This is a genomic window from Streptomyces sp. NRRL S-340 (assembly GCF_000720185.1).
GTDB lineage: Bacteria > Actinomycetota > Actinomycetes > Streptomycetales > Streptomycetaceae > Streptomyces.
In genome coordinates, this window is the sequence record NZ_JOIY01000002.1 from 47,168 (window position 1) to 70,319 (window position 23,152).

General features: G+C 75.1%; 22 protein-coding genes, 1 pseudogene and 1 riboswitch. Of the genes and pseudogenes, 12 read left to right on the forward strand and 11 right to left on the reverse strand.

The window, feature by feature from the left end:
• Window positions 1-190: 190 nt before the first annotated feature.
• Complete coding sequence (locus IG64_RS01475; RefSeq protein WP_037851067.1) at window positions 191-2,992, forward strand: hypothetical protein; 2,802 nt, start codon at window positions 191-193, stop codon at window positions 2,990-2,992.
• 62 nt (window positions 2,993-3,054) lie between these two features.
• On the opposite strand, the gene IG64_RS01480 is transcribed toward IG64_RS01475, so the two are convergent.
• The 4 genes from IG64_RS01480 to IG64_RS01495 form a co-directional block, all read right to left on the reverse strand.
• Window positions 3,055-3,441: a PPOX class F420-dependent oxidoreductase gene (locus tag IG64_RS01480; protein ID WP_037851069.1), complete on the reverse strand. Its 387-nt coding sequence runs from the start codon at window positions 3,439-3,441 to the stop codon at window positions 3,055-3,057.
• Window positions 3,442-3,587: 146 nt separating this feature from the next.
• Complete coding sequence (locus IG64_RS01485; RefSeq protein WP_037851071.1) at window positions 3,588-3,773, reverse strand: hypothetical protein; 186 nt, start codon at window positions 3,771-3,773, stop codon at window positions 3,588-3,590.
• A 108-nt stretch (window positions 3,774-3,881) separates the two neighbouring features.
• Window positions 3,882-4,580 carry a L,D-transpeptidase family protein gene (locus IG64_RS01490; protein WP_037851072.1) on the reverse strand — a complete coding sequence of 233 codons (699 nt, stop codon included), beginning with the start codon at window positions 4,578-4,580 and terminating at the stop codon, window positions 3,882-3,884.
• Window positions 4,581-4,700: 120 nt separating this feature from the next.
• Entirely contained in the window at window positions 4,701-5,501 is an 801-nt protein-coding gene (locus IG64_RS01495) for an SDR family NAD(P)-dependent oxidoreductase (RefSeq protein WP_037851074.1), read from the reverse strand.
• A 51-nt stretch (window positions 5,502-5,552) separates the two neighbouring features.
• Here IG64_RS01495 and IG64_RS01500 point away from each other — a divergent pair, with 51 nt between their 5' ends.
• Window positions 5,553-6,107 (forward strand): hypothetical protein, encoded by a 555-nt coding sequence (locus tag IG64_RS01500; protein ID WP_037851076.1) that lies wholly within the window; start codon window positions 5,553-5,555, stop codon window positions 6,105-6,107.
• Window positions 6,108-6,126: 19 nt separating this feature from the next.
• Here IG64_RS01500 and IG64_RS01505 read toward each other — a convergent pair whose 3' ends face one another.
• From IG64_RS01505 to IG64_RS01520, 4 genes are all read right to left on the reverse strand, one after another.
• Window positions 6,127-7,041: an SDR family oxidoreductase gene (locus tag IG64_RS01505; RefSeq protein ID WP_037851287.1), complete on the reverse strand. Its 915-nt coding sequence runs from the start codon at window positions 7,039-7,041 to the stop codon at window positions 6,127-6,129.
• A 121-nt stretch (window positions 7,042-7,162) separates the two neighbouring features.
• Window positions 7,163-7,792: an MBL fold metallo-hydrolase gene (locus IG64_RS01510; RefSeq protein WP_037851078.1), complete on the reverse strand. Its 630-nt coding sequence runs from the start codon at window positions 7,790-7,792 to the stop codon at window positions 7,163-7,165.
• Window positions 7,792-8,877 carry an S-(hydroxymethyl)mycothiol dehydrogenase gene (locus IG64_RS01515; RefSeq protein ID WP_037851080.1) on the reverse strand — a complete coding sequence of 362 codons (1,086 nt, stop codon included), beginning with the start codon at window positions 8,875-8,877 and terminating at the stop codon, window positions 7,792-7,794. Before IG64_RS01515 ends, IG64_RS01510 begins: the two co-directional genes overlap by 1 nt.
• A gap of 118 nt (window positions 8,878-8,995) precedes the next feature.
• Window positions 8,996-9,301 carry a hypothetical protein gene (locus tag IG64_RS01520; RefSeq protein ID WP_037851082.1) on the reverse strand — a complete coding sequence of 102 codons (306 nt, stop codon included), beginning with the start codon at window positions 9,299-9,301 and terminating at the stop codon, window positions 8,996-8,998.
• 231 nt (window positions 9,302-9,532) lie between these two features.
• Between IG64_RS01520 and IG64_RS01525 the strand changes: the two genes are divergently transcribed.
• The 4 genes from IG64_RS01525 (at window position 9,533) to IG64_RS01540 (ending at window position 12,568) form a co-directional block, all read left to right on the forward strand.
• Complete coding sequence (locus tag IG64_RS01525) at window positions 9,533-9,898, forward strand: nuclear transport factor 2 family protein (protein ID WP_037851085.1); 366 nt, start codon at window positions 9,533-9,535, stop codon at window positions 9,896-9,898.
• Window positions 9,886-10,128 carry a hypothetical protein gene (locus tag IG64_RS01530; protein WP_158771440.1) on the forward strand — a complete coding sequence of 81 codons (243 nt, stop codon included), beginning with the start codon at window positions 9,886-9,888 and terminating at the stop codon, window positions 10,126-10,128. Before IG64_RS01525 ends, IG64_RS01530 begins: the two co-directional genes overlap by 13 nt.
• Before the next feature lie 80 nt (window positions 10,129-10,208).
• Window positions 10,209-10,294: riboswitch (ZMP/ZTP riboswitch) on the forward strand.
• A 19-nt stretch (window positions 10,295-10,313) separates the two neighbouring features.
• On the forward strand, window positions 10,314-11,162 hold the full coding sequence (locus IG64_RS01535; protein WP_037851090.1) for a bifunctional 5,10-methylenetetrahydrofolate dehydrogenase/5,10-methenyltetrahydrofolate cyclohydrolase: 849 nt from the start codon (window positions 10,314-10,316) through the stop codon (window positions 11,160-11,162).
• A 176-nt stretch (window positions 11,163-11,338) separates the two neighbouring features.
• Complete coding sequence (locus tag IG64_RS01540; RefSeq protein ID WP_037851289.1) at window positions 11,339-12,568, forward strand: glycosyltransferase; 1,230 nt, start codon at window positions 11,339-11,341, stop codon at window positions 12,566-12,568.
• Between the two features lie 171 nt (window positions 12,569-12,739).
• Here IG64_RS01540 and IG64_RS01545 read toward each other — a convergent pair whose 3' ends face one another.
• From IG64_RS01545 to IG64_RS43165, 3 genes are all read right to left on the reverse strand, one after another.
• Window positions 12,740-13,963, reverse strand: a complete 1,224-nt coding sequence (locus IG64_RS01545; RefSeq protein WP_037851092.1) for a glycosyltransferase — start codon at window positions 13,961-13,963, stop codon at window positions 12,740-12,742.
• The gene (locus tag IG64_RS01550; protein ID WP_037851094.1) at window positions 13,960-14,748 is read right to left on the reverse strand and encodes a MerR family transcriptional regulator; all 789 of its coding nucleotides are present in this window, start codon (window positions 14,746-14,748) and stop codon (window positions 13,960-13,962) included. Before IG64_RS01550 ends, IG64_RS01545 begins: the two co-directional genes overlap by 4 nt.
• Window positions 14,749-15,074: 326 nt before the next feature.
• Window positions 15,075-15,380, reverse strand: coding sequence for a hypothetical protein (locus tag IG64_RS43165; RefSeq protein WP_037851096.1), 306 nt, complete (start codon window positions 15,378-15,380; stop codon window positions 15,075-15,077).
• 517 nt (window positions 15,381-15,897) lie between these two features.
• On the opposite strand from IG64_RS43165, the gene IG64_RS01565 reads away from it, so the two are divergent.
• From IG64_RS01565 to IG64_RS01590, 6 genes and pseudogenes are all read left to right on the forward strand, one after another.
• Entirely contained in the window at window positions 15,898-16,395 is a 498-nt protein-coding gene (locus IG64_RS01565) for a (2Fe-2S)-binding protein (RefSeq protein WP_037851102.1), read from the forward strand.
• Complete coding sequence (locus tag IG64_RS01570; protein WP_037851105.1) at window positions 16,392-18,785, forward strand: xanthine dehydrogenase family protein molybdopterin-binding subunit; 2,394 nt, start codon at window positions 16,392-16,394, stop codon at window positions 18,783-18,785. The genes IG64_RS01565 and IG64_RS01570 overlap by 4 nt, the downstream gene beginning before the upstream one ends.
• Complete coding sequence (locus tag IG64_RS01575; protein ID WP_037851107.1) at window positions 18,782-19,636, forward strand: FAD binding domain-containing protein; 855 nt, start codon at window positions 18,782-18,784, stop codon at window positions 19,634-19,636. Before IG64_RS01570 ends, IG64_RS01575 begins: the two co-directional genes overlap by 4 nt.
• A gap of 6 nt (window positions 19,637-19,642) precedes the next feature.
• On the forward strand, window positions 19,643-20,536 hold the full coding sequence (locus IG64_RS01580) for an AAA family ATPase (RefSeq protein WP_037851109.1): 894 nt from the start codon (window positions 19,643-19,645) through the stop codon (window positions 20,534-20,536).
• Between the two features lie 128 nt (window positions 20,537-20,664).
• Window positions 20,665-21,759 (forward strand): annotated as a pseudogene (locus IG64_RS01585) (vWA domain-containing protein); the annotation flags it as partial.
• Between the two features lie 274 nt (window positions 21,760-22,033).
• A complete protein-coding gene (locus IG64_RS01590) occupies window positions 22,034-23,140 on the forward strand; it encodes an XdhC family protein (RefSeq protein WP_037851112.1) in 1,107 nt (368 codons plus the stop codon).
• Window positions 23,141-23,152: the final 12 nt, after the last annotated feature.

Here is a 23,152-nt window from a genome sequence, read left to right on the forward strand (position 1 = left end):
CCGGCTGGCGCGGACGTCACCGCGCGGAGCCCCGACTGGCGTGATCACGTCGCTGCCGCCGGCCCGGCCGCGCCGCACAGGCAACCCACAGCCGGCCGGCGCCGTCCTCCGGGACACCAGTGGCGCCCGGGACCGACGGGGCGCCCGAGTTCATGTACCGGAGGAAGTCCGTGTTCCGAGGAGGGGACCATTGATCCGTGCCCGGCGAATAGGAATCACCGCCGTGGCGTTGCTCGCCATGGCGGGGGCCGCGCCCGCGGCGGCCGGAGCGGCACCGGCCCGGCAGCCGTCCGCCGCACGGCCGTTCACGGCCGCCGGTGACAGCGACACCGGGCTCCCGCCCGGATGGCGCGTCACCGGCTCCGGCGCGGCACGGCAGTTGGAGTGGCACTCGGAGAGCGCGGTGCCCATGGGGGACGCGCGCGTCGAGTTCTACGCGGGCGACCGGCTGCTCGGCCACCCGCGGCCCGGCGGCGACGGCCGTACGTTCCGTCTCGGCCTGGACGACGTGCCGGCCCGAGGCCTGAAGGACCTTCAGGTACGCGCGGCCGGACGCAGGCTGGACGCCCAGGGCTCCTCGGGCGCCGCGCACGCGCCCGGGCGCGGCGCCCTGACCGCGGCGCGGCCCCCCGCCCCGCTCCCCGCCGGCAAGGTGGACCCGGGCAAGCCGGGGCCGTACCGCACCACGAGCGGTGAGTACCAGCTCAAGCCGGTCCGGCTGCCCGGCTTCGCCGCCCCCGTGGAGATGCGGGCCGTGGTGGTCTCGCCCCAGGGGGCCACCGGCCGCCGCCCGCTGGCGCTGTTCCTGCACGGCCGTCACGCGCCGTGCTACAAGCCGCACAGCGACGAGGTCGGCGGTGAGTGGCCCTGCCCGGCCGGCATGCTGCCCATCCCGAGCCACCGCGGCTATCTCCAGGACCAGAAGCTGCTGGCCTCCCAGGGCTATGTCACCGTGTCGATCTCGGCCAACGGCATCAACGGGCAGGACTGGGCGGCCGAGGACGGTGGCGCCCAGGCCCGTTCCTCGCTGGTCCGGCAGCACCTGGCGCGCTGGGCGGAGTGGGCCGCTCAGCCGGCCTCGGCCCCGGACGCCGTACGCCGTGGGCCGCGTGCCGACCTGTCGCGCGTACTGCTCGTCGGGCACTCGCGCGGCGGCGAGGGCGTCAACCGCGCCGCGATGGACAGCCTGTACCCGCCGCCCGCCGACCAGGACGGCTACCACGGCAGGACCCGGTGGCACATCAGCGGCACCGTGCTGATCGGCCCGACGGTCTTCGGCCAGAATCCGGTCGCCGACGTCCCGTCCACGACGATCCTGCCCGGTTGCGACGGTGACGTCTCCGACCTGCAGGGCGAGGTGTACGTCGACGGCACCCGCGGTGTCAGCCGCGGCACCGCCCTGCACAGCGCCGTGTACGTGGTCGGCGCCGACCACAACTTCTTCAACACCGAGTGGACCCCGGGCAAGGCGCAGGCGCCCGCCGAGGACGACTTCTACGACGATCCCGACCAGCGTGACGCGGTCTGCTCCCCCGGTACCGCCACCCGCCTGACCGCGGACCAGCAGCACCGGGCCGGCGCGACCTACATCGCCGCGGTGGCCCGGCTGTTCGTCGCCGGGGACGACCGGGTGCGTCCGCTGCTGGACGGCACCGGCGTCCGGGCGCCCTCCGCCGACCCGGCGCGAGTGCTCACGCACGCCGTGGGCGCCCGCCGCGCCGGCGGTGTGCTGCCCGACGGCCCGGTCACGGTGACCGGCGCCGGCCGGCTGTGCTCCGCGGTGGACCCCTCCCCGTCCGCCGCCTGTCTCCCCGAGAACACGCCCGGTGGCTCCCCGCACTTCGCGCAGTGGGAGACCGAGCGCGAGAGCGGTCGCCGCGCGGTGGCGCTGCGCTGGTCCGCCGCCGGTTCGGCCGTGCGGATCCGGCCCGGCTCACCCGTGTCGCTGAAGGACGCCGAGCAGCTCGCGCTGCGCGTGTTCGTGCCGCCGAACACCACCGGCACCCAGCTGGACGTGGCCGTGACCGACGCCTCCGGGCACCGGGCGGCGCTCGGCCGGGTCCGCGTCGACGGTCTGCCCGGCACCGACCGCACGGCCTCCTTCTGGGCGCGCGAGGTGCGTGTCCCGCTGACCGCGGCCGTCCGGGGCAAGCTGGACCTGCGGCGGATCACGACGCTGGAACTGACCCCGCGCACCCGTGCGGGGCAGGCCTGGCTCATGGACGCGTGGGCCTGGCGGCCGGGCACGGCACCGGTCCGCCCGGCCACGCTGCCCCGCGTCGACATCGGCCGGCTCGCCGTCAAGGAGGGCGACTCGGGCGTGCGCACCTACCGGGTGCCGGTGCGCGTGTCCGGGCACGGCAGCGGGCAGGTCCGGGTGTACGTCATCGACCCGGTGACGTACAAGGCGACGGACCGGCTGGTGACGGTGCGGCCCGGCGGCCACGACATCGACGTACCGGTCCGGGTGCGGGGCAACACCCGCTACGGCCAGGACCTGCCGAACGACATCGTCGTCAAGGCGGTGCGCGGCGCGGTGGTCGGTGCCCACCGGGGCGGGGTGACGGTCGAGAACGACGACCCGCAGCCGACGGTCACGGTGACGCCGGTGGCCGACCGGGTCACCGAGGGCGAGCCGCTGCGGTGGCGGGTGAACCTGTCCGCGGTGGCCGACTCCGACATCGGGGCCGTGTTCGTCGTCCGCCCCGTGACGGACGGCCCGGAACTGTCCACCAAGGACGTCGACCCCAAGTGGCTGGAGGAGACCACGGGTGAGGCGGCCGATCCGGAGCGTCCGCTGTCCGCCCTGGAGAATCTGTACCTGTGGGTCGCCGTACCGGCGGGCGAACAAAGCGCCGAGGTGAGCATGCCCACGGTCGGGGACCAGGTGAAGGAGCAGCCCGAGAAGGTCCGCTTCCAGCTGACCGACGACGCCGGGGAGGTGCACGAGGGCGCCCCGGTGCTGACGGGCACGGTCCTCGACGCCTCGTAGGGCGCTCCCCGGCGTCTCCGGGGGACCGCCGGGTCCACCACCGGGTGGCTCCCGCGCGCGGGTCAGCGCGTGGGGGTCACCCGGATCCCGACGGTCCCCCGCTCGCCCCGGCGCAGCCGGCTGCCGAACAGGGTGAGCCGGCCGATCAGGCCGTACTTGCGGGCGATGAGGCCCCGGTAGCGCGCGGTGGTGGCCCGGTCGCAGATCTCGGCGGTCGCCGGCACCTGGTCACCGGTCGGGTTGCCGCGCACGTCGCACGGCCCGACCAGCACGTCGGCGCGGTTGCGGATCCGCTTGACCTTCCAGGAGCCGGCGGCCGTCCACACGCCGAGCGCGGCCCCGTCCCGCACGACCCACACCGGGGTGGCCACGGGCGTTCCGTTCCGGCGGTAGCTGGTGATCAGCACGTACTTGCCGGCCCCGAGCCGCGCCACCAGGTTCTCGTCCATGCGCGGCATCCTAGGCCGGGTGGTGAGACAGAGGCGCCCCGGCACGGACGGCCGGGGCGGGGAGGGACGGAGGGGCAGGTCACGGAGGACCGCGGAGGGGCCGGTGCCCGGCGGGCCCGAGGGCACCGACCGGGACGGGCGGCGGGTCAGGCCGCCTGGTCCGAGTCCGGAGCGGCCATGGCCCACTCCATCACGAGGCGCTGGTACTCCTCGCGCTGCTCGGTGGTCAGTGTCCCGCCCGACCGGCGCCACAGGGCACGGATCTCCTCGTTGACCTCCGCGGCCGATCGCTCGGAGGCGGCTTCAACAGTGGTGGACATGCTGTGAAGCATATGCCGCCGGAGGTGAAGGCGTTGTGAGTAAGCAGGACCGATTCGGACATACCGGACCGTGTTGCTCATCACGTCGACCGGAGCCGGCCCGCCCGTCCCCTGCGTTTCTCAGGTGCCGGGCTTGCGGCCGTAGACGAAGACGTCGTCGCCCTTGCGCAGCAGCGACCAGTACTTCTTGGCGTCCTTCGACGTCATGTTGACGCAGCCGTGCGAGCCCGGCGGGTTCCACATGCTCACGCCCACGGAGTGGAACGCCTGGCCGCCGTCGAAGAACTGGCTGTAGGGCATCTTCACGTGGTACAGCGTCGAGACGTGGTCGATGTGCCGCCAGTAGATCTTCTTCAGGCCGGTGCGGGTCTCGTACTTGTCGCGCCCGGTGCGCACCGGCACGGGACCGTACACGAGCCGCTTGCCGTCCTGGATCCAGCTGAGCTGGAGCGTGAGGTTCACGCAGGCTATGCGGCCCTTGTCGGTCGGGCACCGGCCGTCCTTGTTGGGGTTCTTCCCGACGGCCTTCTGCTTGTTCATGAGATCCATCACGCCCCACGTGACAGGGCCCGCGTACCCGATGGTGGGCGTGATGCCGTGCTTGCTCTGGAAGGCCTTGATCGCCTTGCAGTCGGCGGCCGACTGCCGCCCGTCGACGGGACGGCCGAGGAACTTCTCGACCTTCTTCTGGTAGGGCCCGGTCGACGTCGTGCAGCTCGTCGCCGCCTGTGCCGGAGCCGTGCCGAGCGCGAGCGCGAGCGGCGCCACCAGTCCGGTGACGCCGAGCACGACGGCTCCTCGTCTGGCCATGTGCCTCATGGCGGGCTTCCCCCTCGGTTGGTTCAGGTGTCCGTGGTGTCGGACAACTAGACCGCCGGGCGGACGTTCCGGTTGTAAAGCGGCTCACTTCGAGACGGAACGGTGACACTCGGCCGGGACTCAGCCGGTGCGGCGGGGTGCGTGCAGCGCCGTGTGGAAGCCGGTGTTGACCGCGGTGAGGCCGCCGTCGACGGTCAGGGCGGTGCCGGTGATCCAGGCCGCGTCGCGCGAGGCGAGGAAGGCGACGGCGGCGGCGATGTCCTCCGGTTCACCGACCCGGCCCAGCGGGTACAGGCCGCGGACCTGCTCCAGGTCGTCCTCCCGGCCCTCCCAGGCCGAGGTGCGGACGGTGCCGGGCACCACCAGGTTGACGCGGACCCCGCGCCCGGCGGCGTGCCCGGCGAGGGTGCGGGTGAGCGAGACCAGGCCCGCCTTGGCCGCGCTGTAGGCGTGATTGCCGAAGTCCTGGAGGCCGTTGACCGAGCCGATGCCCACGATCGCGCCCCGGCCGGAGGCGGCCAGGTGGGGCAGCGCGGCGCGCCAGCAGCGGTGGACGCCGGTCAGGGTCACGTCGAGGTCGCGCTCCCACGCCTCGTCCGTGCCGTCCTCGAAGAGCGGGGTGTCGGGCGTGCAGCGGGCCGCGCAGGTGACGAGGACGTCGAGCGTTCCGAACGCGTCCACCGCGTGGGCCACGGCCGCCTCCACCGCGGCCCGGTCCGTCACGTCGCACGCCGACGCCCGGACGGTGAGCCCCCGTTCGCCCAGGGCCGCCGCGGTCCTCTCCGCCCCGGCCCCGTCCGCGTCGGTGACCAGGACCCGCGCCCCCTCCTCGGCCAGCCGCCGTGCGACGGCGGCGCCGATGCCGCGCGCCGCACCGGTGACGAGCACCCCGTGTCCCTCGAAACGCCTCGTGTCCGTCATGGGCCAGAACCTACTGCGCTCACGTCCGGCCCGGCAGATAGCGTGCACCGCATGTCGGCGTTCATGCAGCAACTCCCCGCACTCATAGGCGTCGTGATCGGCGCGCTCGGCTCGTACCTGGCGGTCGTGCGCAGCGACCGCGTCCGGTCCGAACGGGAGCGCGCGACGCGCTGGGAGGAGCGGCGCCTGGCGGTGTACTCGGACTACGCCCGGTCGCTGAAGACGTCGGTCACGCTGACCTACCGGGTGGCCTCCCACCTCGGCAACGACCCGCACCCGCATCCGCTTCCCCTCTGCGACGCCGAGCCGCTGCTGACGGAGGCCGTCCTGGCGCGCGACCCCGCCGGTGAGGCACTGATCATGCTGGGCAGCCCGCAGGTCGTGGAGAAGGCCCGGGGGTGGGTCCTGGTGGTGATGGAGATGGAACGGTTCCTGCGCGAGGAGCGGCGCGAACCCGAGGCGTGGCAGGAACTGCTGGAGCGCCAGCGGGCCGCGCGCCAGGAGTACTACGCGGCCGTACGGGCCGATCTCGCGCTGCCGCCGGGTCACCCGGCCCGCTGGCCGGTGACCGCGGCGCGGCCGCCGGCGACGGCCGGCGACCGGTGACGGGGCGGCCCGCCGCAGGTCAGCGGTAGCCCGTCGTGTCCGCCGGTCTGCCCGCGTCCTGGACCTCCGCGAGGTAGCGCCAGGCGTCGGGACGGCTGCCGTCCAGGTCGGTGAAGCCGTACTCCCGGGCCAGGCCCCCGCTGGACAGGGACCGTCCGTTCCAGCGGGCCACACCGGGATCGGCGGCGAGGGCGGCGACGGCGCGGCCCACGTAACGCGGCGTCTCGGAGATGGCGAAGTGCGGCACGTGCTCCAGGGCGTCGCGCCAGTTCTCCTCGGACACCTTGAACTGGTCGAGCATCAGTTCCGAGCGCATCCAGCCGGGCGTCAGCGCGAGCGCGGTGGCGCCGCGCGGACCGAGTTCGTGACCGAGGGCGAAGGCCATCCGCAGGACGGACGCCTTGGCGAGGTCGTAGAAGAAGTTGACCCGGTAGGTGTCCCGGTTGTAATCGGCGGTGCCGTCGGTCATCTCGACGACGAGGCCGCCGGGCCGGCGCAGCAGCAGCGGCAGGGCGTGGTGGCTGGTGACGGCGTGCGTCTCCACGGCGAGCCGGAGCAGTCTGAGGCCGTTGTCCAGGTCGTGCTCCCACACGGGGGTGTCCCACTCGAAGAGTTTCTCGCCGCCCCAGATGTCGTTGACGAGGACGTCGAGGCGGCCCTGTTCGCGGGCGATGCGGTCGACGAGGGCGCGCACCCGGCCGGGGTCCAGGTGGTCGGTGGGGACGGCGATGCCGTGCCCACCGGCCTCGGTGACCAGGTCGGCGGTGTCCTCGACGGTCTCGGGGCGGTCGTACTCCGAGCGGCGGGCGCGGGTGGTGCGCCCGCTGACGTAGACGGTGGCCCCGGCGGCGCCGAGTTCCACCGCGATGCCGCGGCCCGCTCCCCGGGTGGCGCCCGCGACGAGCGCGACCCTGCCCTCCAGTGGACGTGACATGTCCGGCCTCCTGTGGTTCTCGTGACTCTCGTGTGCGGTGTGCTCGTCGAGGGTCGCGTGGAAGCCGGACATCTCCTGTCGCCTTTCGGCGCGGGTTCACCCGGGGGCGGTGCCGGGTGTGTCAGTGTCCGCGGTCGATCCACTCCTGCAGGTGCGGGGCCTCCGCGCCGATGGTGGTGGCCTCGCCGTGGCCGGTGAGGACCTTCGTCCCGGGCGGCAGCGTGAGGAGGCGGTCGCGGATGGAGTCGATGATCGTCGGGAAGTGGGAGTAGGACCGGCCGGTGGCGCCCGGGCCGCCCTGGAAGAGGGTGTCGCCGGTGAAGACGACGCCGAGGCCCGGGTCGTGGAGGCAGACCGCGCCCGGCGCGTGGCCGGGCGTGTGCAGGACCTTCAGGTCGGCTCCGGCCGTCTCGATGACCTGCCCGTCGAGCAGGTGCTGGTCGGGCTCCCGGCCGGGGTGGGTCATCTTCCACAGCGGCAGGTCGTCGCGGTGCAGCCAGATCATCGCGCCGGTGAGGTCCGCCAGGGCCGGGGCGGCGTTCACGTGGTCGTTGTGGGCGTGGGTGCAGACGATGGCGGTGAGCCGGCGCTCGCCGAGGGCGGCGGCGATGGCCTCGGCGTCGTGGGCGGCGTCGATGACGATCGCCTCGTGGTCGTCGCCGACGATCCACACGTTGTTCTCGACGTCCCAGGTACCGCCGTCGAGGGTGAACTGCCCGCTGGTGACGAGGCGTTCGACACGGGCCGCCATCAGAACACCACCACCGAGCGCAGCACGTCGCCGCGGTGCATCCGCTCGAACGCCTGCTCCACCTCGTCGAGCCGGATGGTCTCGGACACGAACTTGTCCAGCGGCAGGCGCCCTTGCAGGTGCAGGTCGATGAGCATCGGGAAGTCTCGGGAGGGCAGGCAGTCGCCGTACCAGCTCGACTTCAGCGCGCCGCCGCGCCCGAAGACGTCGAGCAGCGGCAGCTCCAGCTTCATCTCCGGGGTGGGCACGCCGACCAGGACGACGGTGCCGGCCAGGTCGCGGGCGTAGAACGCCTGCCGGTAGGTCTCCGGGCGGCCGACCGCCTCGATGACGACGTCGGCGCCGAAACCGCCGGTGAGGTCACGGATGGCGGCGACCGGGTCGTGGTCCTTGGAGTTGACGGTGTGCGTGGCGCCCATGGCGCGGGCGGTCTCCAGCTTGCGGTCGTCGATGTCGACGGCGATCACCTTCGCGGCGCCCGCCAGGCGCGCCCCGGCGACGGCCGCGTCCCCGACGCCGCCGCAGCCGATCACGGCCACCGAGTCGCCGCGGCCGACGTCGCCGGTGTTGATGGCGGCGCCGATGCCGGCCATCACCCCGCAGCCGAGCAGTCCGGCCACCGCCGGGGAGACGGCCGGGTCCACCTTGGTGCACTGTCCTGCCGCCACCAGCGTCTTCTCCGCGAAGGCGCCGATGCCGAGGGCCGGGGAGAGTTCGGTGCCGTCGGTGAGGGTCATCCGCTGCCGCGCGTTGTGGGTGTCGAAGCAGTACCAGGGCCGCCCGCGCAGACAGGCGCGGCAGGCGCCGCACACGGCACGCCAGTTGAGGACGACGAAGTCGCCGGGTGCGACATCCGTGACGCCCTCGCCCACCGACTCGACGATGCCCGCGGCCTCGTGGCCGAGCAGGAAGGGGAACTCGTCGTTGATGCCGCCCTGTTTGTAGTGCAGGTCGGTGTGGCACACGCCGCAGGCCTGGACCCGTACGACGGCCTCCTGGGGCCCCGGGTCCGGCACGACGATCGTCTCGACCCGTACGGGTTCGTTCTTCCCGGGTGCGATCACGCCGCGCACTTCCTGCGCCATGGTGGTGGTCCCTTCCGTCGGCCGTTGTCCGTCGCTGCGACCCTACGCCGTGAGCGGGTGGCGGCGGCACACGGTCCGGTGCCGCCGCCACCCGGTCGCCGCACACCGGACGCGCGGCTCAGTACTGGACCGCGGGGACCAGTCCGAACAGCGGGGAGACGAGCCCGGTGACCGCGTTCAGCCGGCTGAGCTGGTTGAGGTCCTGGACGTGGTGGAGCGAGGACAGCTGCTCGGAGACCGGGGGCACCTCGTCCTGCCGGCCGGCGGGGATGCCGGTACGGCCGAGGGAGTCGAGCAGGCCGGTGGGGACCGCCCGGCCGATCACCGGGACGGCCGAGTCGGCCGCGTTCGCGGGCAGGGCGGCGAGTCCCGCGACCGAGACGGCGAGGGAGGCGACGGCGACGATACGTCGAGTGGAGATCATGCCCTCAGCAACGCCGCCGGGCCCCGGCCGGACACGGGCCCCGGCCGCCGCTCACCCGTCAGGGCGAGCGGCCGTCCGCGCGCGGTGATGCCGGGGCGGGCGGGGTGACGGGCATCGCGTGGGCGGCCGCGCTTGCCGGGGGCGGCGGGCCGGAGGACGCTCGAAGGAGAGGCCCGTGAAGGGCCGCTGTTCGGGGCCCCGGGGCCCCGGGGCTCCTCCTAGGAGGCCACCATGGCGACCACGGCAGGTCCCGTCTTCGACACCGGTGCGCTGCGCCGGGGCATCGAGGAGCACACGGCGTCCACTCTGCTGTCGCTCTACGCGGACGACGCCGAGATCCGCATCGTGGACCGCGACTCCCAGCCGAGCCACCCCAAGGTCCTCAGAGGACGTGCGGAGATCGGCTCGATGCTGGAGGACGTCTACGGCCGCGACATGACGCACCGGCTGGAGCAGTGCGTCGTCCAGGGCGACCGCGCGGCGTACGCCGAGTCCTGCGCGTATCCGGACGGCGTCCGGGTGCTCGCCGAGTCCATGGTCTCGCTGCGCGACGGCAAGATCACCGACCAGATCATGATCCAGGCATGGGACGAGTGACGAGGAGGACCGCGAGGTTCCAGGTCAGCTCCCGGCTGACCTGGTCCTTTTCGGCCCGGGCCGGGCTGGGGCAGGCTCGCTCCCCGCTGCTGCGCCGGGCCGGGCCGGCCGGCACGGCGGCCAGGTCCCTGCCGGCGGTCCTGCTGCGGTCGCTGCTGCGCGCGGCCCGGCACCGTGCCCGTACGCCGGTGGCGCGCACCCCGGGCGCCCGCCACGGCCGCCGCCGGTGAGGGTCCTCCCCGGGCGCGGTCGGCGGCGCGTCCCCGGCCTGCCTCCCCCGGCATCTCCCGGTCCCTCCTGGCATAGGGTGGGGCCGGGCCGTGACTGGCGCTGAGGTGGAGCACCACCGGGGAGCGGCCCCAGCCGAAGTCACAGCCGCGCGCCTGGGCGATCCGTCGCACGCTCAGGAGTGGACATGTCCCAGGCCCGCCTCATGGACGGCACCGCGCTCGCCCGGCGCATCGTCGGCGAGACCGCGCGGAAGGCCGCCGAGATCACCGCCCGCACGGGCACCCCGCCGTGTCTGGCGACGGTGCTGGTGGGCGAGGACCCCGCCTCCGTCACCTACGTCCGGATGAAGCAGAACCGGTGCCGTACGGCGGGCATCGCCTCCCGGCACGTGGAGCTGCCCGCGACGACCGGCACCGACGAGCTGGTCGGCACGCTGAGGTCGCTGTCCGCGGACCCGTCGGTGCACGGCATCCTGCTGCAGCACCCCGTCGGCGACCACATCGACGAGCGGGCCGCGTTCGAGGCCATCGCGCCCGAGAAGGACGTCGACGGCGTCACCTTCGCCTCGTTCGCCACGATGAGCTTCGGGCTGCCCGGGTTCGTCTCCTGCACTCCCGGCGGGATCCTGCGGCTGCTGGACGCCTACGAGGTGGACCCGGCCGGGAAGCGGGCGGTGGTGGTCGGGCGCAGCGCGATCCTCGGCAAGCCGGTGGGCATGCTGCTGCTGGCCCGGGACGCGACGGTGACGTACTGCCACTCGCGGACCCGGGAACTGCCGTCGGTGGTGCGTGAGGCGGACATCGTCGTGGCGGCGGTGGGCAGGCCGCGGCTGGTGCGCGGCGAGGACGTCAAGCCGGGCGCGGTGGTGATCGACGCGGGCTACAACGCGGGCAACGTCGGGGACGTGGACTTCGACTCCGCGGTGGAGCGTGCCTCGCTGATCACGCCGGTGCCTGGCGGGGTCGGCCCGATGACCATCGCGACGCTCCTGGAGCAGACCGTGGACGCCGCCGCCCGGCAACTCGGGCTCTGAGCGCTCGTCCGGGCTCCGGGCCGCCCGGCGGCCCGGGGCCTGACGGGGACGGCCGGGCGCCCGTGCGCGCCGGCGGTCCCCCTGCGGCTGCGCGGGTGGGCGCGCCGACATGGACGGGTCGTTCGCCGGTGGCGGGCGGCGGCACGGCCATACTGGCCGACGTGCGCGTAACGATCATGACGGCGGGTTCCCGGGGAGACGTGGCCCCCTTCACCGGGCTGGGACACGGCCTGGCTCGCGCGGGCCACGCGGTCACCGTGGTCACCCACGCGTGCTTCGAGCCGCTGGTCGCCGGCTCGGGCCTCGGTTTCCACCCGCTTCCGGTGGACCCGCGGGCCGAACTGGAGTCCACGCGCGGGCGGGGGCTGCACCGCAGTGCGACGGACGCGGGCAAGATGCTGCGGGCCGTGGGTCTGGTCCGGGCGGCGCTCGCCCGGATGACGGACGACCTGGTCGCAGCGGCCGAGAAGAGCGACGTCCTGCTGCTGTCGGGCTCGCTGGGGCCGGTCGGGCACGCCATCGCCGAGGCGCTGGGCCTGCCCAGCATGGGCACGCACCTGCAACCGCTCTCCCCGACCCGCGAGTTCGCGCCGCCGCTGCTCGGCGGCGGCCACTGGGGGGCGGCGGCGAACCGCCTCGCGGGCCACGGGGTGAACCTCGCGATGGAGCGGGTCTTCTCGGCGGCCGTGCCGACCGTCCGGGCCCGCCTGGGGCTGCCGCCCGCCCGTCTCGGCACCACCCGCCGGATCCGGGCGGGGCTGCGGCTGCCGGTGTTCCACGGGTTCAGCCCGCTGGTGGTGCCCCGGCCGCGTGACTGGCGGCCCGGGCTGCGGGTGTGCGGCTACTGGTGGCCGTACGACCGCGACGACCGGCTTCCGGCGCGGGTGCGGGAGTTCCTGGACGCGGGGCCGCCGCCGGTCTTCGTCGGGCTGGGCAGCGCCACCGTGCCCGACCCCGCCCGGCTCAGCGGGACCATCGTGCGGGCGCTGCGCCTGGCCGGGCTGCGCGGGGTGGTGCAGCGGGGCTGGGGCGGGCTCGCGGCGGCGGGCGAGGACATGCTGACGATCGGTGAGGTGCCGCACGCGGCGCTGTTCCCGCGGACGGCTGCCGTGGTGCACCACGCGGGAGCGGGCACGACCGCGGCCGGGCTGCGCGCCGGGGTTCCGGCGGTGCCGCTGCCGGTCCAGTTCGACGAGGGCTTCTGGGCCGAGCGCCTCGTCTCCCTCGGGGTGGCCCCGTGCGCGGTACCGCTGCGCGGCGTCACCGCGGACGGCCTCGCGGCGGCCCTCACCCGGGCCACCCGGGAGACCGCGCACCGGCGGCGGGCGGAGCGCCTGGGCGCCCGGATCCGCGCGGAGGACGGCGTCGGCCCGGTCCTGGAGGCGGTCGACCGGCTGGCACGCTGACGCGGCCCCGCCCGACGACCGGCCGGCACACTGACGCGGCCCACCCGACGGCCGGCGGCGTCGCCGCGCACGCCGGGACGGGCGGCGGCCGCCGGGGGCACGGGCGGGCAGCGTCCGGCCGCCGGACCGGCACAGGCGGCAGCCCGTGCGCCGTGGCGCGGTGCCGCCTGGTCACCGCCCCGCACGGTCGGCCAGGTGTTCGATCGTCCGGAGGGTGCGGGACACCGCGTCCTCGGCCGCGAGGTGGCGGGCGGCGGTGGCCGCGGCGCGCGCGTGCCCCGGGTCCCCTACGGCGCGGTCGAGGGCGCCGGCCAGCCGTTCGGCGGTCAGCGCCGCGTACGGCACGGGCCGGGTGGCGGCGCCGAGCGCGGCCAGCCGGGCGGCCCAGAAGGGCTGGTCGGCCGCCACCGGCACGGGCACGGAGGGCACCCCGGCGCGCAGTGCCGCCGCCGAGGTGCCCGCGCCCGCGTGGTGCACGACGGCGGCGACGCGCGGGAAGAGCAGGGCGTGCGGCACCTCCCCGACGGTCAGGACGTCGTCCCCGGCGGCGTCGAGCCCCGCGCTGCCGGACTGGAGGACGCCGCGCAGCCCCGCTCGGCGCAGCGCTCGTACGGTCAGCTCGGTCAGCCGCCGGCCGTCACCGCCCGCCATGGAGCCGAACCCGACGAACACCGGTCGCGGCCCGGCCGTGAGGAAGTCCTCCAGCTCCGCGGGCAGCCGCGCCTCCGGGTCGGCGTACGGCCACCAGTTGCCGACGACCTCCAGGCCCGCGCGCCAGTCGGCCGGGCGGGGTACGACGTGCTCGCTGAAGCCGTGCAGGACCGGACGGCCCGCGGCCTCCTGACGGCGGCGCGCGGCGGCGGGGCGGAGCGGGGGCAGGCCGAGGTCACGTCGCAGCCCGGCGACCGCCTCGGTGTAGAGGCGGTCGGCCATCCGCAGCCCGAGGCGTCCCGCGGCGCGGTTGCCGAGGCGCCCCAGGGAGCGGGTGCCGCCGACGACGGGCGGGAAGTCGCCGGTCGGCGTGGTGGGCTGGAGGTGCGTGTCGAGGCTCGGGATGCCCGCGGCTTCCGCGAGGTGCCGGCCGAGCGGGGCGGTGGTGGTGGACAGCACCAGCAGGTCGGTGTCGTCGTCCAGCACGTCGGCGAAGCCCCGCGCGAGCCCGGTGACGAACGCGGCGGCGCTGCGCATCAGTCCCCGCCGGCCGGCGACGTCGCCCCGGGCCTCGGGCCGGGCGGGCAGGCCGCGGAACTCCAGGCCGGCGCGGCGGACCAGCGGTGCGAACGCGTCCGGCGCGGCCAGGGCGACCTCGTGCCCGGCCCGGCGCAGTCCGGCGCCCAGGCCCGTGTAGGGGTCGACGTCGCCCCTCGATCCGGCCGCGGCGATCAGGATCCTCATCGGTTCTCCCCGGGTCCGGTGCGGCGGGCCGCGTTGGCGTGCACGGCCTTGCCCAGGTAGGCGGCGAGGCCGGGACGCTGCTGGGAGGGCGGGACGACGAGCGCGAAGGCGCGCGGGTCGGCGACGATGTCGTCCGCGATGCGCCGGTGCATGGCGGGCGGACACGAGGTGAACCAGCGGGAGATGTGCAGGCGGTGCTCCTCGGCGAGGTCCATGGTCCGTTCCCCGTCGGCGCTCTCGCCGTCGTCGAAGGCGGCGAGCAGTTCCGCGCGCCAGGCGGCGGCCTCGCGCATGAGCTGCCGCCAGTCCTCCTTGCTGTGCGCGGCGGCCCGGGCCATCGACTCCCGCTGTCCGTCCGAGCCGGCCCACTTCAGCCGGGCCTCGGTGGCGTAGCTGAGGTCGAAGGTGATCTCGCCGAAGACGTCGAAGCGTTCCTCGGGGGTGAGGGACACGCCGGTCTGCTGGACCTCGATGGCGCGCTCGGCCACCTCGGCCAGCCGCCGCAGCCGGGCGATCTCCTCGCCCAGCGCGCGCTGCCGTGCCCGCAGGTGTTCCAGCGCGTTGGCCTGCGGGTCCTTGAGGATGTCGGCGATCTCGTCGAGGGAGAAGCCGAGTTCCCGGTAGAAGAGGATCTGCTGGAGTCGTGCCAGGTCTGCGTCGTCGTACAGCCGGTACCCGGCGTGGCTGCGGCCGCCCGGCGACAGCAGCCCCGCCCGGTCGTAGTGGTGCAGCGTGCGCACCGTCACCCCGGCGAACGCCGACACCTGGCCCACGGAGTAGCTCATTCACCTGCCCTTTCGTCGGCGTACAGACTGAAGCCTGACGTGGGGGCAGGGTCAACCGCCCCTCGCCCGGCGCAAGAGCGGGCCGCCGTCCCGTGTCCGCCGCACGGGCGGGCCCGCCGCTCCGTGTCCCCACGCGACGGCGGACCCTCCACTCCCGTACCTCGCGCAAGGGCAGGCCCCCCGTGTCCGCGCGCGAGGGCTGCCCCGTGTCTCTGCGCAAGGGCGGTCCGCCGCCCGGTGTCCGCCGCAAGGCCGCATCGCCGCCCGGCGCCCGGCCGGCCGAGCGGGTCAGCTGCGGTCCCGGCCGCCGACGCGGCGGGCCAGGTTCAGCAGGCGCTCCTTGCGGTCCGGGGGGTTGTGGCCGGTGCGCGGCCCTCGCGAACGGTGTCCCCGCGCACCGGCGCGTCGTGGTCGAAGGCGCTCTCCGGTTCGCCTTCGCCTCGGGTCAGGCCGGTCAGCCGCTGCTCCGGCGTGTGCACCCGGGCGGCGGGCGCCTCGCCCTCCAGGGCGCGGAGCGGGCCGTGGGTGCGGGTGGTGCGCGGCACCGGGCGCAGTGCGGCCGGTGCCGGCAGGAGGGCGCCGAGGGTGTCCGCGGGTGCCTCGGTGCGGAAGCGGTGCACGGGTTCGTGCACGAGCGCGGGCGCGGTGCACGGGTTCGTGCACGAGCGTGCGGGCGCGGCGCGGTGCCGCCACGAGCACCAGCGGGGTCAGGCCGCGGAAGCCGGCGCCGGTGCTCGACATGCTCTTGTCGAGGCCCTGGTGGCCGGCGGCTCTGCCGGGGCCGTGGCGCAGCCCGACCAACGGGATCTGCTCTGCGGGCCGGGTGAGCGCGAGGTGCAGGGCGCCTCGGTCGGTTCCGGGGGCCGGGACGAGGACGGTCTCCAGGGCCGGGGCGCGAAGGCCGTGGGGCGCGGCGCGAGGTTCGCCGACGGCGTCGCCGAGCGGATGCCGGTGAGCCAGGCGGTGCGGCAGAGACGGGCGCGCGGCGGCAGCGGCTTCGGAGGCCTTGCCGCGGACCCGGGCGCCGTCGCGGTGTCCGGTGAACCGCGTCGCACCACTCGCCCTGCCCGGAGCCCGGCCATAGAGTGACGTACATCACGCTGGTCGCTGATTTCCCTCACGTACGCCCATTCGGTCTCTGGAGGGCCCATGACCCACATCTCGGTCACGGTGGACGGCACGACGTACGAGGACGAGGTCGAACCCCGTCTGCTGCTGGTCCATTACCTGCGTGACCGGCTCGGCCTGACCGGTACGCCGATCGGCTGCGACACCTCGAACTGCGGTGCCTGCACGGTGGAGCTGGACGGTATGAGCGTGAAGAGCTGCACGGTGCTGGCCGTCCAGGCGGACGGCGGCGAGGTCACCACCGTCCAGGGGCTGGCGAAGGACGGCGAGTGGACGCCGTTGCAGCGCGCCTTCCACGAGCGGCACGCCCTCCAGTGCGGCTACTGCACCCCGGGAATGATCATGGCGGCGCGTGATCTGCTGCGCGAGAACCCGCACCCGACGGGCGAGCAGGTGCGCAAGGCGCTGGAGGGCAACCTGTGCCGGTGCACCGGTTACCAGAACATCGTCCGCGCGGTGCTCGCCGCGGCCGAGGCCGGGGACGCCGGCCCCGCCCGCGCGCAGGAGGTGACGGCATGACCGGCCAGGCCGTCGAGAGGGAGGTCGGCCGGGCCCGGCTGCGCAAGGAGGACGCGCGGCTGATCACGGGCCAGACCACCTGGACCGACAACATCTCCGTCACCGGGCTGCTGCACCTGGCGTTCCTGCGCAGCCCCATGGCCCACGCGCGCATCGCACGCGTCGACGTCTCGGCCGCCCTCGAACGCCCCGGCGTGGTCGCCGTGTTCACCGGCCGCGACCTCGCCGACGGCCTGGGCTCGCTGCCCTGCGCCTGGCCGGTCACCGAGGACATGGTGCTGCCCGACCACCCGCCGCTCGCCCTGGACGAGGTCCGGCACGCCGGTGACCCGGTGGCGGTCGTGGTGGCCCGCGACCGGTACGCCGCCGCCGACGCGCTGGAGGCGATCGAGGTCGACTACGAGCCGCTGCCGCCCGTCCTGGACCTGGAGGCCGCGCTCGCCGAAGGCTCCCCGCTGGTCCACGCGGACAAGGGCACCAACCGCGCCTACGACTGGCCGCTGCGCGCCGGCGACGACTTCGAGGCGGTCCGCGAGCGCGCGGAGGTGGTCCTCAAACGCCGCTACCGGCAGCAGCGACTGATCCCCAACGCCATGGAACCGCGCGCCGTCGTCGTCACCCCGCTCGCCGCCACCGGCGAGTACACGGTGTACTCCGCGACCCAGATCCCGCACATCCTGCGCATCATGCTCTCCGTGGTCACCGGCGTCCCCGAGCACAAACTGCGGGTGGTCGCCCCGGACGTGGGCGGCGGCTTCGGCTCCAAGCTCCAGGTGTACGGCGAGGAGGCCGTCGCGCTGGCCGTCGCCCGCGAGCTCGGCCGGCCGGTGAAGTGGACCGAGTCGCGCTCCGAGGGCTACCTGGCCACCCACCACGGCCGCGGCATGATCCAGGACGTCGAGATCGCAGCGACCCGTGAGGGAAAGCTGCTCGGCCTCAAGGTCCGCCTCCTCGCCGACATGGGCGCCTACCTGATGCTGGTCACCCCCGGCATCCCCATCCTGGGCGCGTTCATGTACCCGGCGATCTACAAGATGGATTCCTACGAGTTCGACTGCACGGGCGTGTTCACCACCCGCACCCCGACCGACGCCTACCGCGGCGCCGGACGTCCGGAGGCCACGTACGCCATCGAGCGGGCGATGGACGAACTCGCCGCCGAGGTCGGCCTGGACCCGATCGAGGTGCGGCGGCGCAACTGGATCCGGCACGAGGAGTTCCCGTACACCTCGATCGCGGGCCTGACCTACGACAGCGGCGACTACGAGGCGGCGACCGAGAAGGCGCTCGCCCTGTTCGGGTACGAGGAACTGCGCGCCGAGCAGGCCGGGCGCAACGGGCGCGGCGACACCGTACGCCTGGGCATCGGCGTGTCCACGTACACCGAGATGTGCGGACTGGCGCCGAGCCGGGTCCTGCGCGACCTGAGGTACTCGGCAGGTGGCTGGGAGGCCGCGAGCATCCGGATGCTGCCCACCGGCAAGGTCGAGGTGGTCACCGGGACCAGCCCGCACGGGCAGGGGCACGTGACCTGCTGGAGCCAGATCGCCGCGGACGTGCTGGGCGTGCCGTTCGAGGACGTCGAGGTGGTGCACGGCGACACGCTGGTGGCCCCGCAGGGCATGGACACCTACGGCTCGCGGTCGCTGGTCGTGGGCGGGTCGGCGGTGCACCGGGCGGCCGAGAAGGTGGTGGAGAAGGCGCGCAGGGTCGCCGCCCACCTGCTGGAGGCCAGCGAGGACGACCTGGAGTTCAAGGGCGGCGTGTTCTCGGTGAAGGGCTCACCGGACGCCCGCCGGACCATCCAGGAGGTCGCCTTCGAGACGTTCACCTCGCACGACGTGCCCGAAGGCATGGAACCCACCCTGAACGCCGAACACGTGCTGGACCCGGAGAACTTCTCCTACCCGCACGGCACCCACCTGTGCGCGGTCGAGGTCGACACCGAGACGGGGCGGACCCGCATCCGGTCCTACGTCTGCGTCGACGACGTCGGCCGGGTGATCAACCCGGTGATCGTCGAGGGGCAGGTGCACGGCGGTCTCGCCCAGGGCATCGCGCAGGCGCTGTACGAGGAGGCGGTGTACGACACCGAGGGCAACCTGGTCTCCGGCACCATGGCCGACTACCTGATCCCCTCGGCGGCGGACCTGCCCGACTTCGTGACCGACCGCACCGAGACGCCCGCGGCCTCCAACCCGCTGGGCGTCAAGGGCGTCGGCGAGGCGGGCACGATCGCGTCCACCCCGGCCGTCGTCAACGCGATCGTGGACGCGCTGCGCCCGCTGGGCGTGCACGACGTGCCGATGCCCTGCACACCGGAGAGGGTCTGGGAGGCGGTCCGGGGCGCGCGGCCGTCCGGGACGGCGGACGAGGAGGCCTCGGCATGATTCCCCCCGCTTTCGACTACGTCCGGCCCGCCACGCTCGACGAGGCCGTGCGCGTCCTCTCCGACGCGGGCGAGGACGCCAAGGTCCTGGCGGGCGGGCAGAGCCTGCTGCCGCTGCTCAGGCTGCGCCTGGCCTTCCCCGAACTGGTCGTCGACGTCGGACGGATCCCGGGACTGCGCGGGGTCCGCGAGGAGGGCGGCACGCTCGTCATCGGCGCGCTGACCACCCATCACGACGTCATCCACGACCCGCTGGTGCGCCGGTACGCCGGGCTGCTGGCCGAGGCCACCGAGACGGTCGCCGACCCCGCCGTACGCCACCGGGGCACCCTCGGCGGCTCCCTCGCCCACGCCGACCCGGCAGGCGACCTGCCGGCGGTGGCCCTGGCGCTGGACGCCGAACTCGTCGCCGTGCGGCCGGACGGCCGGCGCACGATCCCGGCGCGCGACTTCTTCGCCGACTACCTGCAGACCGCCCTCGCGCCCGACGAGGTGCTGGCCGAGGTGCGGGTGCCCGGGCGCGAGGGCTGGGGCTTCCGGTACGAGAAGTTCCACCGGGTCGCCCAGTCCTGGGCGATGGTCGGCGTGGCCGCGCTCGTCCGCCGCGACGGCGGCCACATCGCCGAGGCACGGATCGCCCTGACCAACATGGGCGCGACCCCGCTGCGGGCCGCGGCCACCGAGGAGGCGCTGGCCGGCGCCGGGGACGCCGGCGCGGTGGCGCGGGCGGCCCGGTCGGCGGCCGACGGCACCCGGCCCTCACGGGACGCCTCCGCCTCACCCGAGTACCGGGCGCACCTGGCCCGGGTCCTCACCGAGCGGGCGGTCCTGGCCGCCACCGGGACGAGGTGAGCGCCGATCGCCCCCATCGACAGCCCCGAGCAGGCGCGCGCCCGCCTGGAGCAGACCGGCTACCTCGTCGACGACGGGCTCGCCGTGGCCTGCTTCCTGGCGCTGCGCCTGCACCGGCCGGTCTTCTGCGAGGGGGACGCGGGCGTCGGCAAGACCGCGCTCGCCGGCGCCCTCGCCGAAGCGCTCCACGCGCCGCTGATCCGGTTGCAGTGCCACGAGGGCATCGACGCCTCGCAGGCCCTGTACGACTGGGACTTCCCCCGGCAGCTGCTGCACCTGCGGGCGGCCGAGGCCGCCGGTGTCAGGGACGCCGACCGGCTGGAGCGCGAGCTGTACGACCGGCGGTTCCTGGTCGCCCGGCCGCTGCTGCGGGCGCTGCAGACCCAGCCGTCGGTGCTGCTGGTCGACGAGATCGACCGGGCCGACGACGAGTTCGAGGCGTTCCTGCTGGAGGTGCTGTCGGAGTTCCAGGTGACGATTCCCGAGCTGGGCACGCTGCGGGCGGAGGTGCCGCCGGTGGTGGTCCTGACGTCCAACCGCACCCGTGAGGTGCACGACGCGCTCAAGCGGCGCTGCCTGTACCACTGGTTCGACCATCCCGGCTTCGCCCGTGAACTGGCCATCGTGCGCCGCCGGCTGCCCGGGGTGTCGGCGCGCCTTGCGGAGCAGGTGACCGCCCTGGTGCAGGCGCTGCGCGCCGAGGACCTGCTCAAGCCTCCGGGCGTCGCGGAGACCCTCGACTGGGCGCGTGCCCTGGACGTGCTGGGCGCGGACGAGGTCGACGCGGAACTGGCGGTGGCCACGCTGGGTTCGGTCCTGAAGTACCGCGAGGACATGGCCCGCGCGCGCGGCCTGGACTTCGCGGCGATCCTGGCGCCCCGGGGAGCGGGGCCGGCGTGACGGGGAACGGAAGGGGCGCGGGGACGGGCGGAGCCGGCCCGGGCGGCGGAAGCCGGTCCGGTGGGGAGGGCCGTCCCCGCGGTGGTGACCGCGCCGGCGAGGGGACCGGGGCGCCGCGCGCGGACGCGGTGCTGCTCGGCTTCGCGCGGGCGCTGCGCGCGGCCGGGGTGGCGGTGAGCAGCGAACGGGTCCACGCCTTCCTGCGGGCGGTGGACGCGCTGCGCCCGGGGGTGCGGGCGGACGTCTACTGGGCGGGCCGGCTGACGCTGTGCGGGGACCTGGACGACCTGGAGCGGTACGAGCGGGTGTTCGGCGCGTACTTCGGCGCCGCCCCCGGGCAGCCGCCGCGCGAGCCCGTACGGACCGCTCCGCCGCCCCGGCTCCGCCCCGTGGTGCGGCAGGCGCCCGCCGGGCGGCGCGAGGACGCCACGGACGAGCGGCGGCACGGACCGCCCGTCGCCTCGCTCGCCAGTCCGGCGGAGGTGCTGCGCCACCGTGACTTCGCCGGGCTCGACGCCGCCGAACGCGCACAGGTGCGCCGGCTGCTGGCGGCGTTCGCGCTGCGCGGCCGGTCACGGCGCACCGCCCGGCGGCGGCCGGCCCGGCACGGGGCGGTCGATCCGCACCGCACCGTGCGGGAGATGCTGCGGCGCGGCGGCGAGCCCGCTCTGCTGCGGCGGTACGCCCGGGTGCAGCAGCCCCGGCGGGTGGTGCTGCTCGTCGACGTCAGCGGCTCGATGGCGCCGTACGCGGACGCGCTGCTGCGGTTCGCGCACGCGGCGGTCCGGGGCCGGCGCACGGAGGTGTTCACCGTCGGCACCCGGCTGACCAGGGTGACCCGGGAGCTGTCCCACCGCGACCCGGACCTGGCCATGGCGGCGGTCGCCGAGGCGGTGCCCGACTGGCGCGGCGGCACGCGGCTCGGCGAGCTGCTGCGGGAGTTCCTGGACCGCTTCGGCCGGCGCGGCATGGCCCGCGGGGCGGTCGTGGTGCTCCTGTCCGACGGCTGGGAGCGGGGCGATCCGCATGTGCTCGCCGACCAGATGTGCCGCCTGCACCGGCTGGCCCACCGGGTGGTGTGGGCCAACCCGCGCAAGGCCCGGCCCGGTTACGCGCCCCTGGCCGCCGGCATGGCGGCGGCGCTGCCGAGCGTGGACGCCTTCGTCGAGGGCCACAGCCTGGCCGCCCTGGAACGGCTGGCCGCGGTGGTGCGCGGCGCGGACGCGGGCGGGACGGATACGGGCGGCGCGGACGCGACGGTGGGCGGGCGGCCGGACGGCACGGACGGTGCCTGCCCGCCGGCGGCCCCGCAGGCACCGCCGGGCGGCCGGCGATCCTTTGGTGCACGGATCGCTGCGGACGCCGTGGGCCGTGCGGAACATCCCGCTGCGGACACCGTGGGCCGTGCGGCACGTCCCGCGCCGGGCCGGCCGCCGGACAGTCCCGCGCGGGGGCCGGAGGGCGGCGGGGAACGCCGGTACAGGGAGGAACGGAAGCGTGCGTGACATCTTTCCGGTGCTCGAACGGTGGTACGCGGCGCGCGTGCCGTTCGGGCTCGCCACCGTGGTGACGGTGAGCCGCAGCGCACCGCGTGACCCGGGTGCGGCGATGGCCGTGGGACCGGACGACGAGGTGGTGGGCAGCGTGTCCGGCGGCTGTGTGGAGGGCGCGGTCTTCGACCTGGCCCAGGAGGTCGTGGCGAGCGGTGAGGCGCGCCTGGCGACGTTCGGTTACAGCGACGAGGACGCGTTCGCGGTCGGGCTCACCTGCGGGGGTGAGATCGGTGTGCTGGTCAGGCCCGTGACGGTCGAGTCGGACCCGGCCTTCGGCGCCGTGGCGGCGTCGGTCGCCTCCGGCGAGCCGGTGACCATGGCGACCGTGACCGACGGGCCCGCGCCGCGCGGGGCGACCCTCGCCGTGTGGCCGGACACGGTGGCGGGGACGCTGGGCGAGCCCGGTCTGGACGTGGCGGTCACCGCCGACGCCCGCGGCGAACTCGCCCTCGGTGCCACGGGGACGCGCCACTACGGCCCGCGCGGCGAGCGCCGCGAGGACGCGGTCTCGGTGTTCCTGCACTCCTTCGCGCCGCCCCCGCGGATGCTGGTCTTCGGCGCGATCGACTACGCGGCCGCGGTCGCCCGGATCGGTGCCTTCCTCGGCTACCGGGTCACGGTGTGCGACGCCCGCCCGGTCTTCGCCACGCCGAAGCGGTTCCCCGACGCCGTCGAGGTGGTCGCGGACTGGCCGCACCGCTACCTGCACGCGACCGGCACCGACGAACGCACGGTGATCTGCGTCCTGACGCACGACCCGAAGTTCGACGTGCCGCTGCTGGAGGAGGCACTGCGCCGGCCCGCCGCCTACATCGGCGCCATGGGCAGCCGCCGTACCCACCACGACCGGGTGCAGCGTCTGCTGGAGGCCGGTGTGACCGAGGCCGAGCTGTCCCGGTTGCGCTCCCCGGTCGGCCTCGACCTCGGGGCCCGTACGCCCGAGGAGGTGGCGGTGTCCGTCGCGGCCGAGATCATCTCGCTGCGCTGGGGCGGCACCGGGGCCCCGCTGACCGCGACGGCGGGAGCCATCCACACGAACGGTTCCGCCTGAGCCCGAAGGCGC

Excerpts from the sequence above, each read along its gene's own strand:
- IG64_RS01490 (WP_037851072.1), bottom strand. The coding sequence starts at position 4,580 with ATGAGGCACATGGCCAGACGAGGAGCCGTCGTGCTCGGCGTCACCGGA.
- IG64_RS01520 (WP_037851082.1), bottom strand. The coding sequence starts at position 9,301 with ATGATCTCCACTCGACGTATCGTCGCCGTCGCCTCCCTCGCCGTCTCG.
- IG64_RS01500 (WP_037851076.1), top strand. The coding sequence starts at position 5,553 with ATGTCGGCGTTCATGCAGCAACTCCCCGCACTCATAGGCGTCGTGATC.
- IG64_RS01515 (WP_037851080.1), bottom strand. The coding sequence starts at position 8,877 with ATGGCGCAGGAAGTGCGCGGCGTGATCGCACCCGGGAAGAACGAACCC.
- IG64_RS01570 (WP_037851105.1), top strand. The coding sequence starts at position 16,392 with ATGACCGGCCAGGCCGTCGAGAGGGAGGTCGGCCGGGCCCGGCTGCGC.
- IG64_RS01480 (WP_037851069.1), bottom strand. The coding sequence starts at position 3,441 with ATGGACGAGAACCTGGTGGCGCGGCTCGGGGCCGGCAAGTACGTGCTG.
- IG64_RS01550 (WP_037851094.1), bottom strand. The coding sequence starts at position 14,748 with ATGAGCTACTCCGTGGGCCAGGTGTCGGCGTTCGCCGGGGTGACGGTG.
- IG64_RS01485 (WP_037851071.1), bottom strand. The coding sequence starts at position 3,773 with ATGCTTCACAGCATGTCCACCACTGTTGAAGCCGCCTCCGAGCGATCG.
- IG64_RS01535 (WP_037851090.1), top strand. The coding sequence starts at position 10,314 with ATGTCCCAGGCCCGCCTCATGGACGGCACCGCGCTCGCCCGGCGCATC.
- IG64_RS01540 (WP_037851289.1), top strand. The coding sequence starts at position 11,339 with ATGACGGCGGGTTCCCGGGGAGACGTGGCCCCCTTCACCGGGCTGGGA.
- IG64_RS01510 (WP_037851078.1), bottom strand. The coding sequence starts at position 7,792 with ATGGCGGCCCGTGTCGAACGCCTCGTCACCAGCGGGCAGTTCACCCTC.
- IG64_RS01530 (WP_158771440.1), top strand. The coding sequence starts at position 9,886 with ATGGGACGAGTGACGAGGAGGACCGCGAGGTTCCAGGTCAGCTCCCGG.
- IG64_RS01545 (WP_037851092.1), bottom strand. The coding sequence starts at position 13,963 with ATGAGGATCCTGATCGCCGCGGCCGGATCGAGGGGCGACGTCGACCCC.
- IG64_RS01565 (WP_037851102.1), top strand. The coding sequence starts at position 15,898 with ATGACCCACATCTCGGTCACGGTGGACGGCACGACGTACGAGGACGAG.
- IG64_RS01525 (WP_037851085.1), top strand. The coding sequence starts at position 9,533 with ATGGCGACCACGGCAGGTCCCGTCTTCGACACCGGTGCGCTGCGCCGG.
- IG64_RS01505 (WP_037851287.1), bottom strand. The coding sequence starts at position 7,041 with ATGTCACGTCCACTGGAGGGCAGGGTCGCGCTCGTCGCGGGCGCCACC.
- IG64_RS01575 (WP_037851107.1), top strand. The coding sequence starts at position 18,782 with ATGATTCCCCCCGCTTTCGACTACGTCCGGCCCGCCACGCTCGACGAG.
- IG64_RS01495 (WP_037851074.1), bottom strand. The coding sequence starts at position 5,501 with ATGACGGACACGAGGCGTTTCGAGGGACACGGGGTGCTCGTCACCGGT.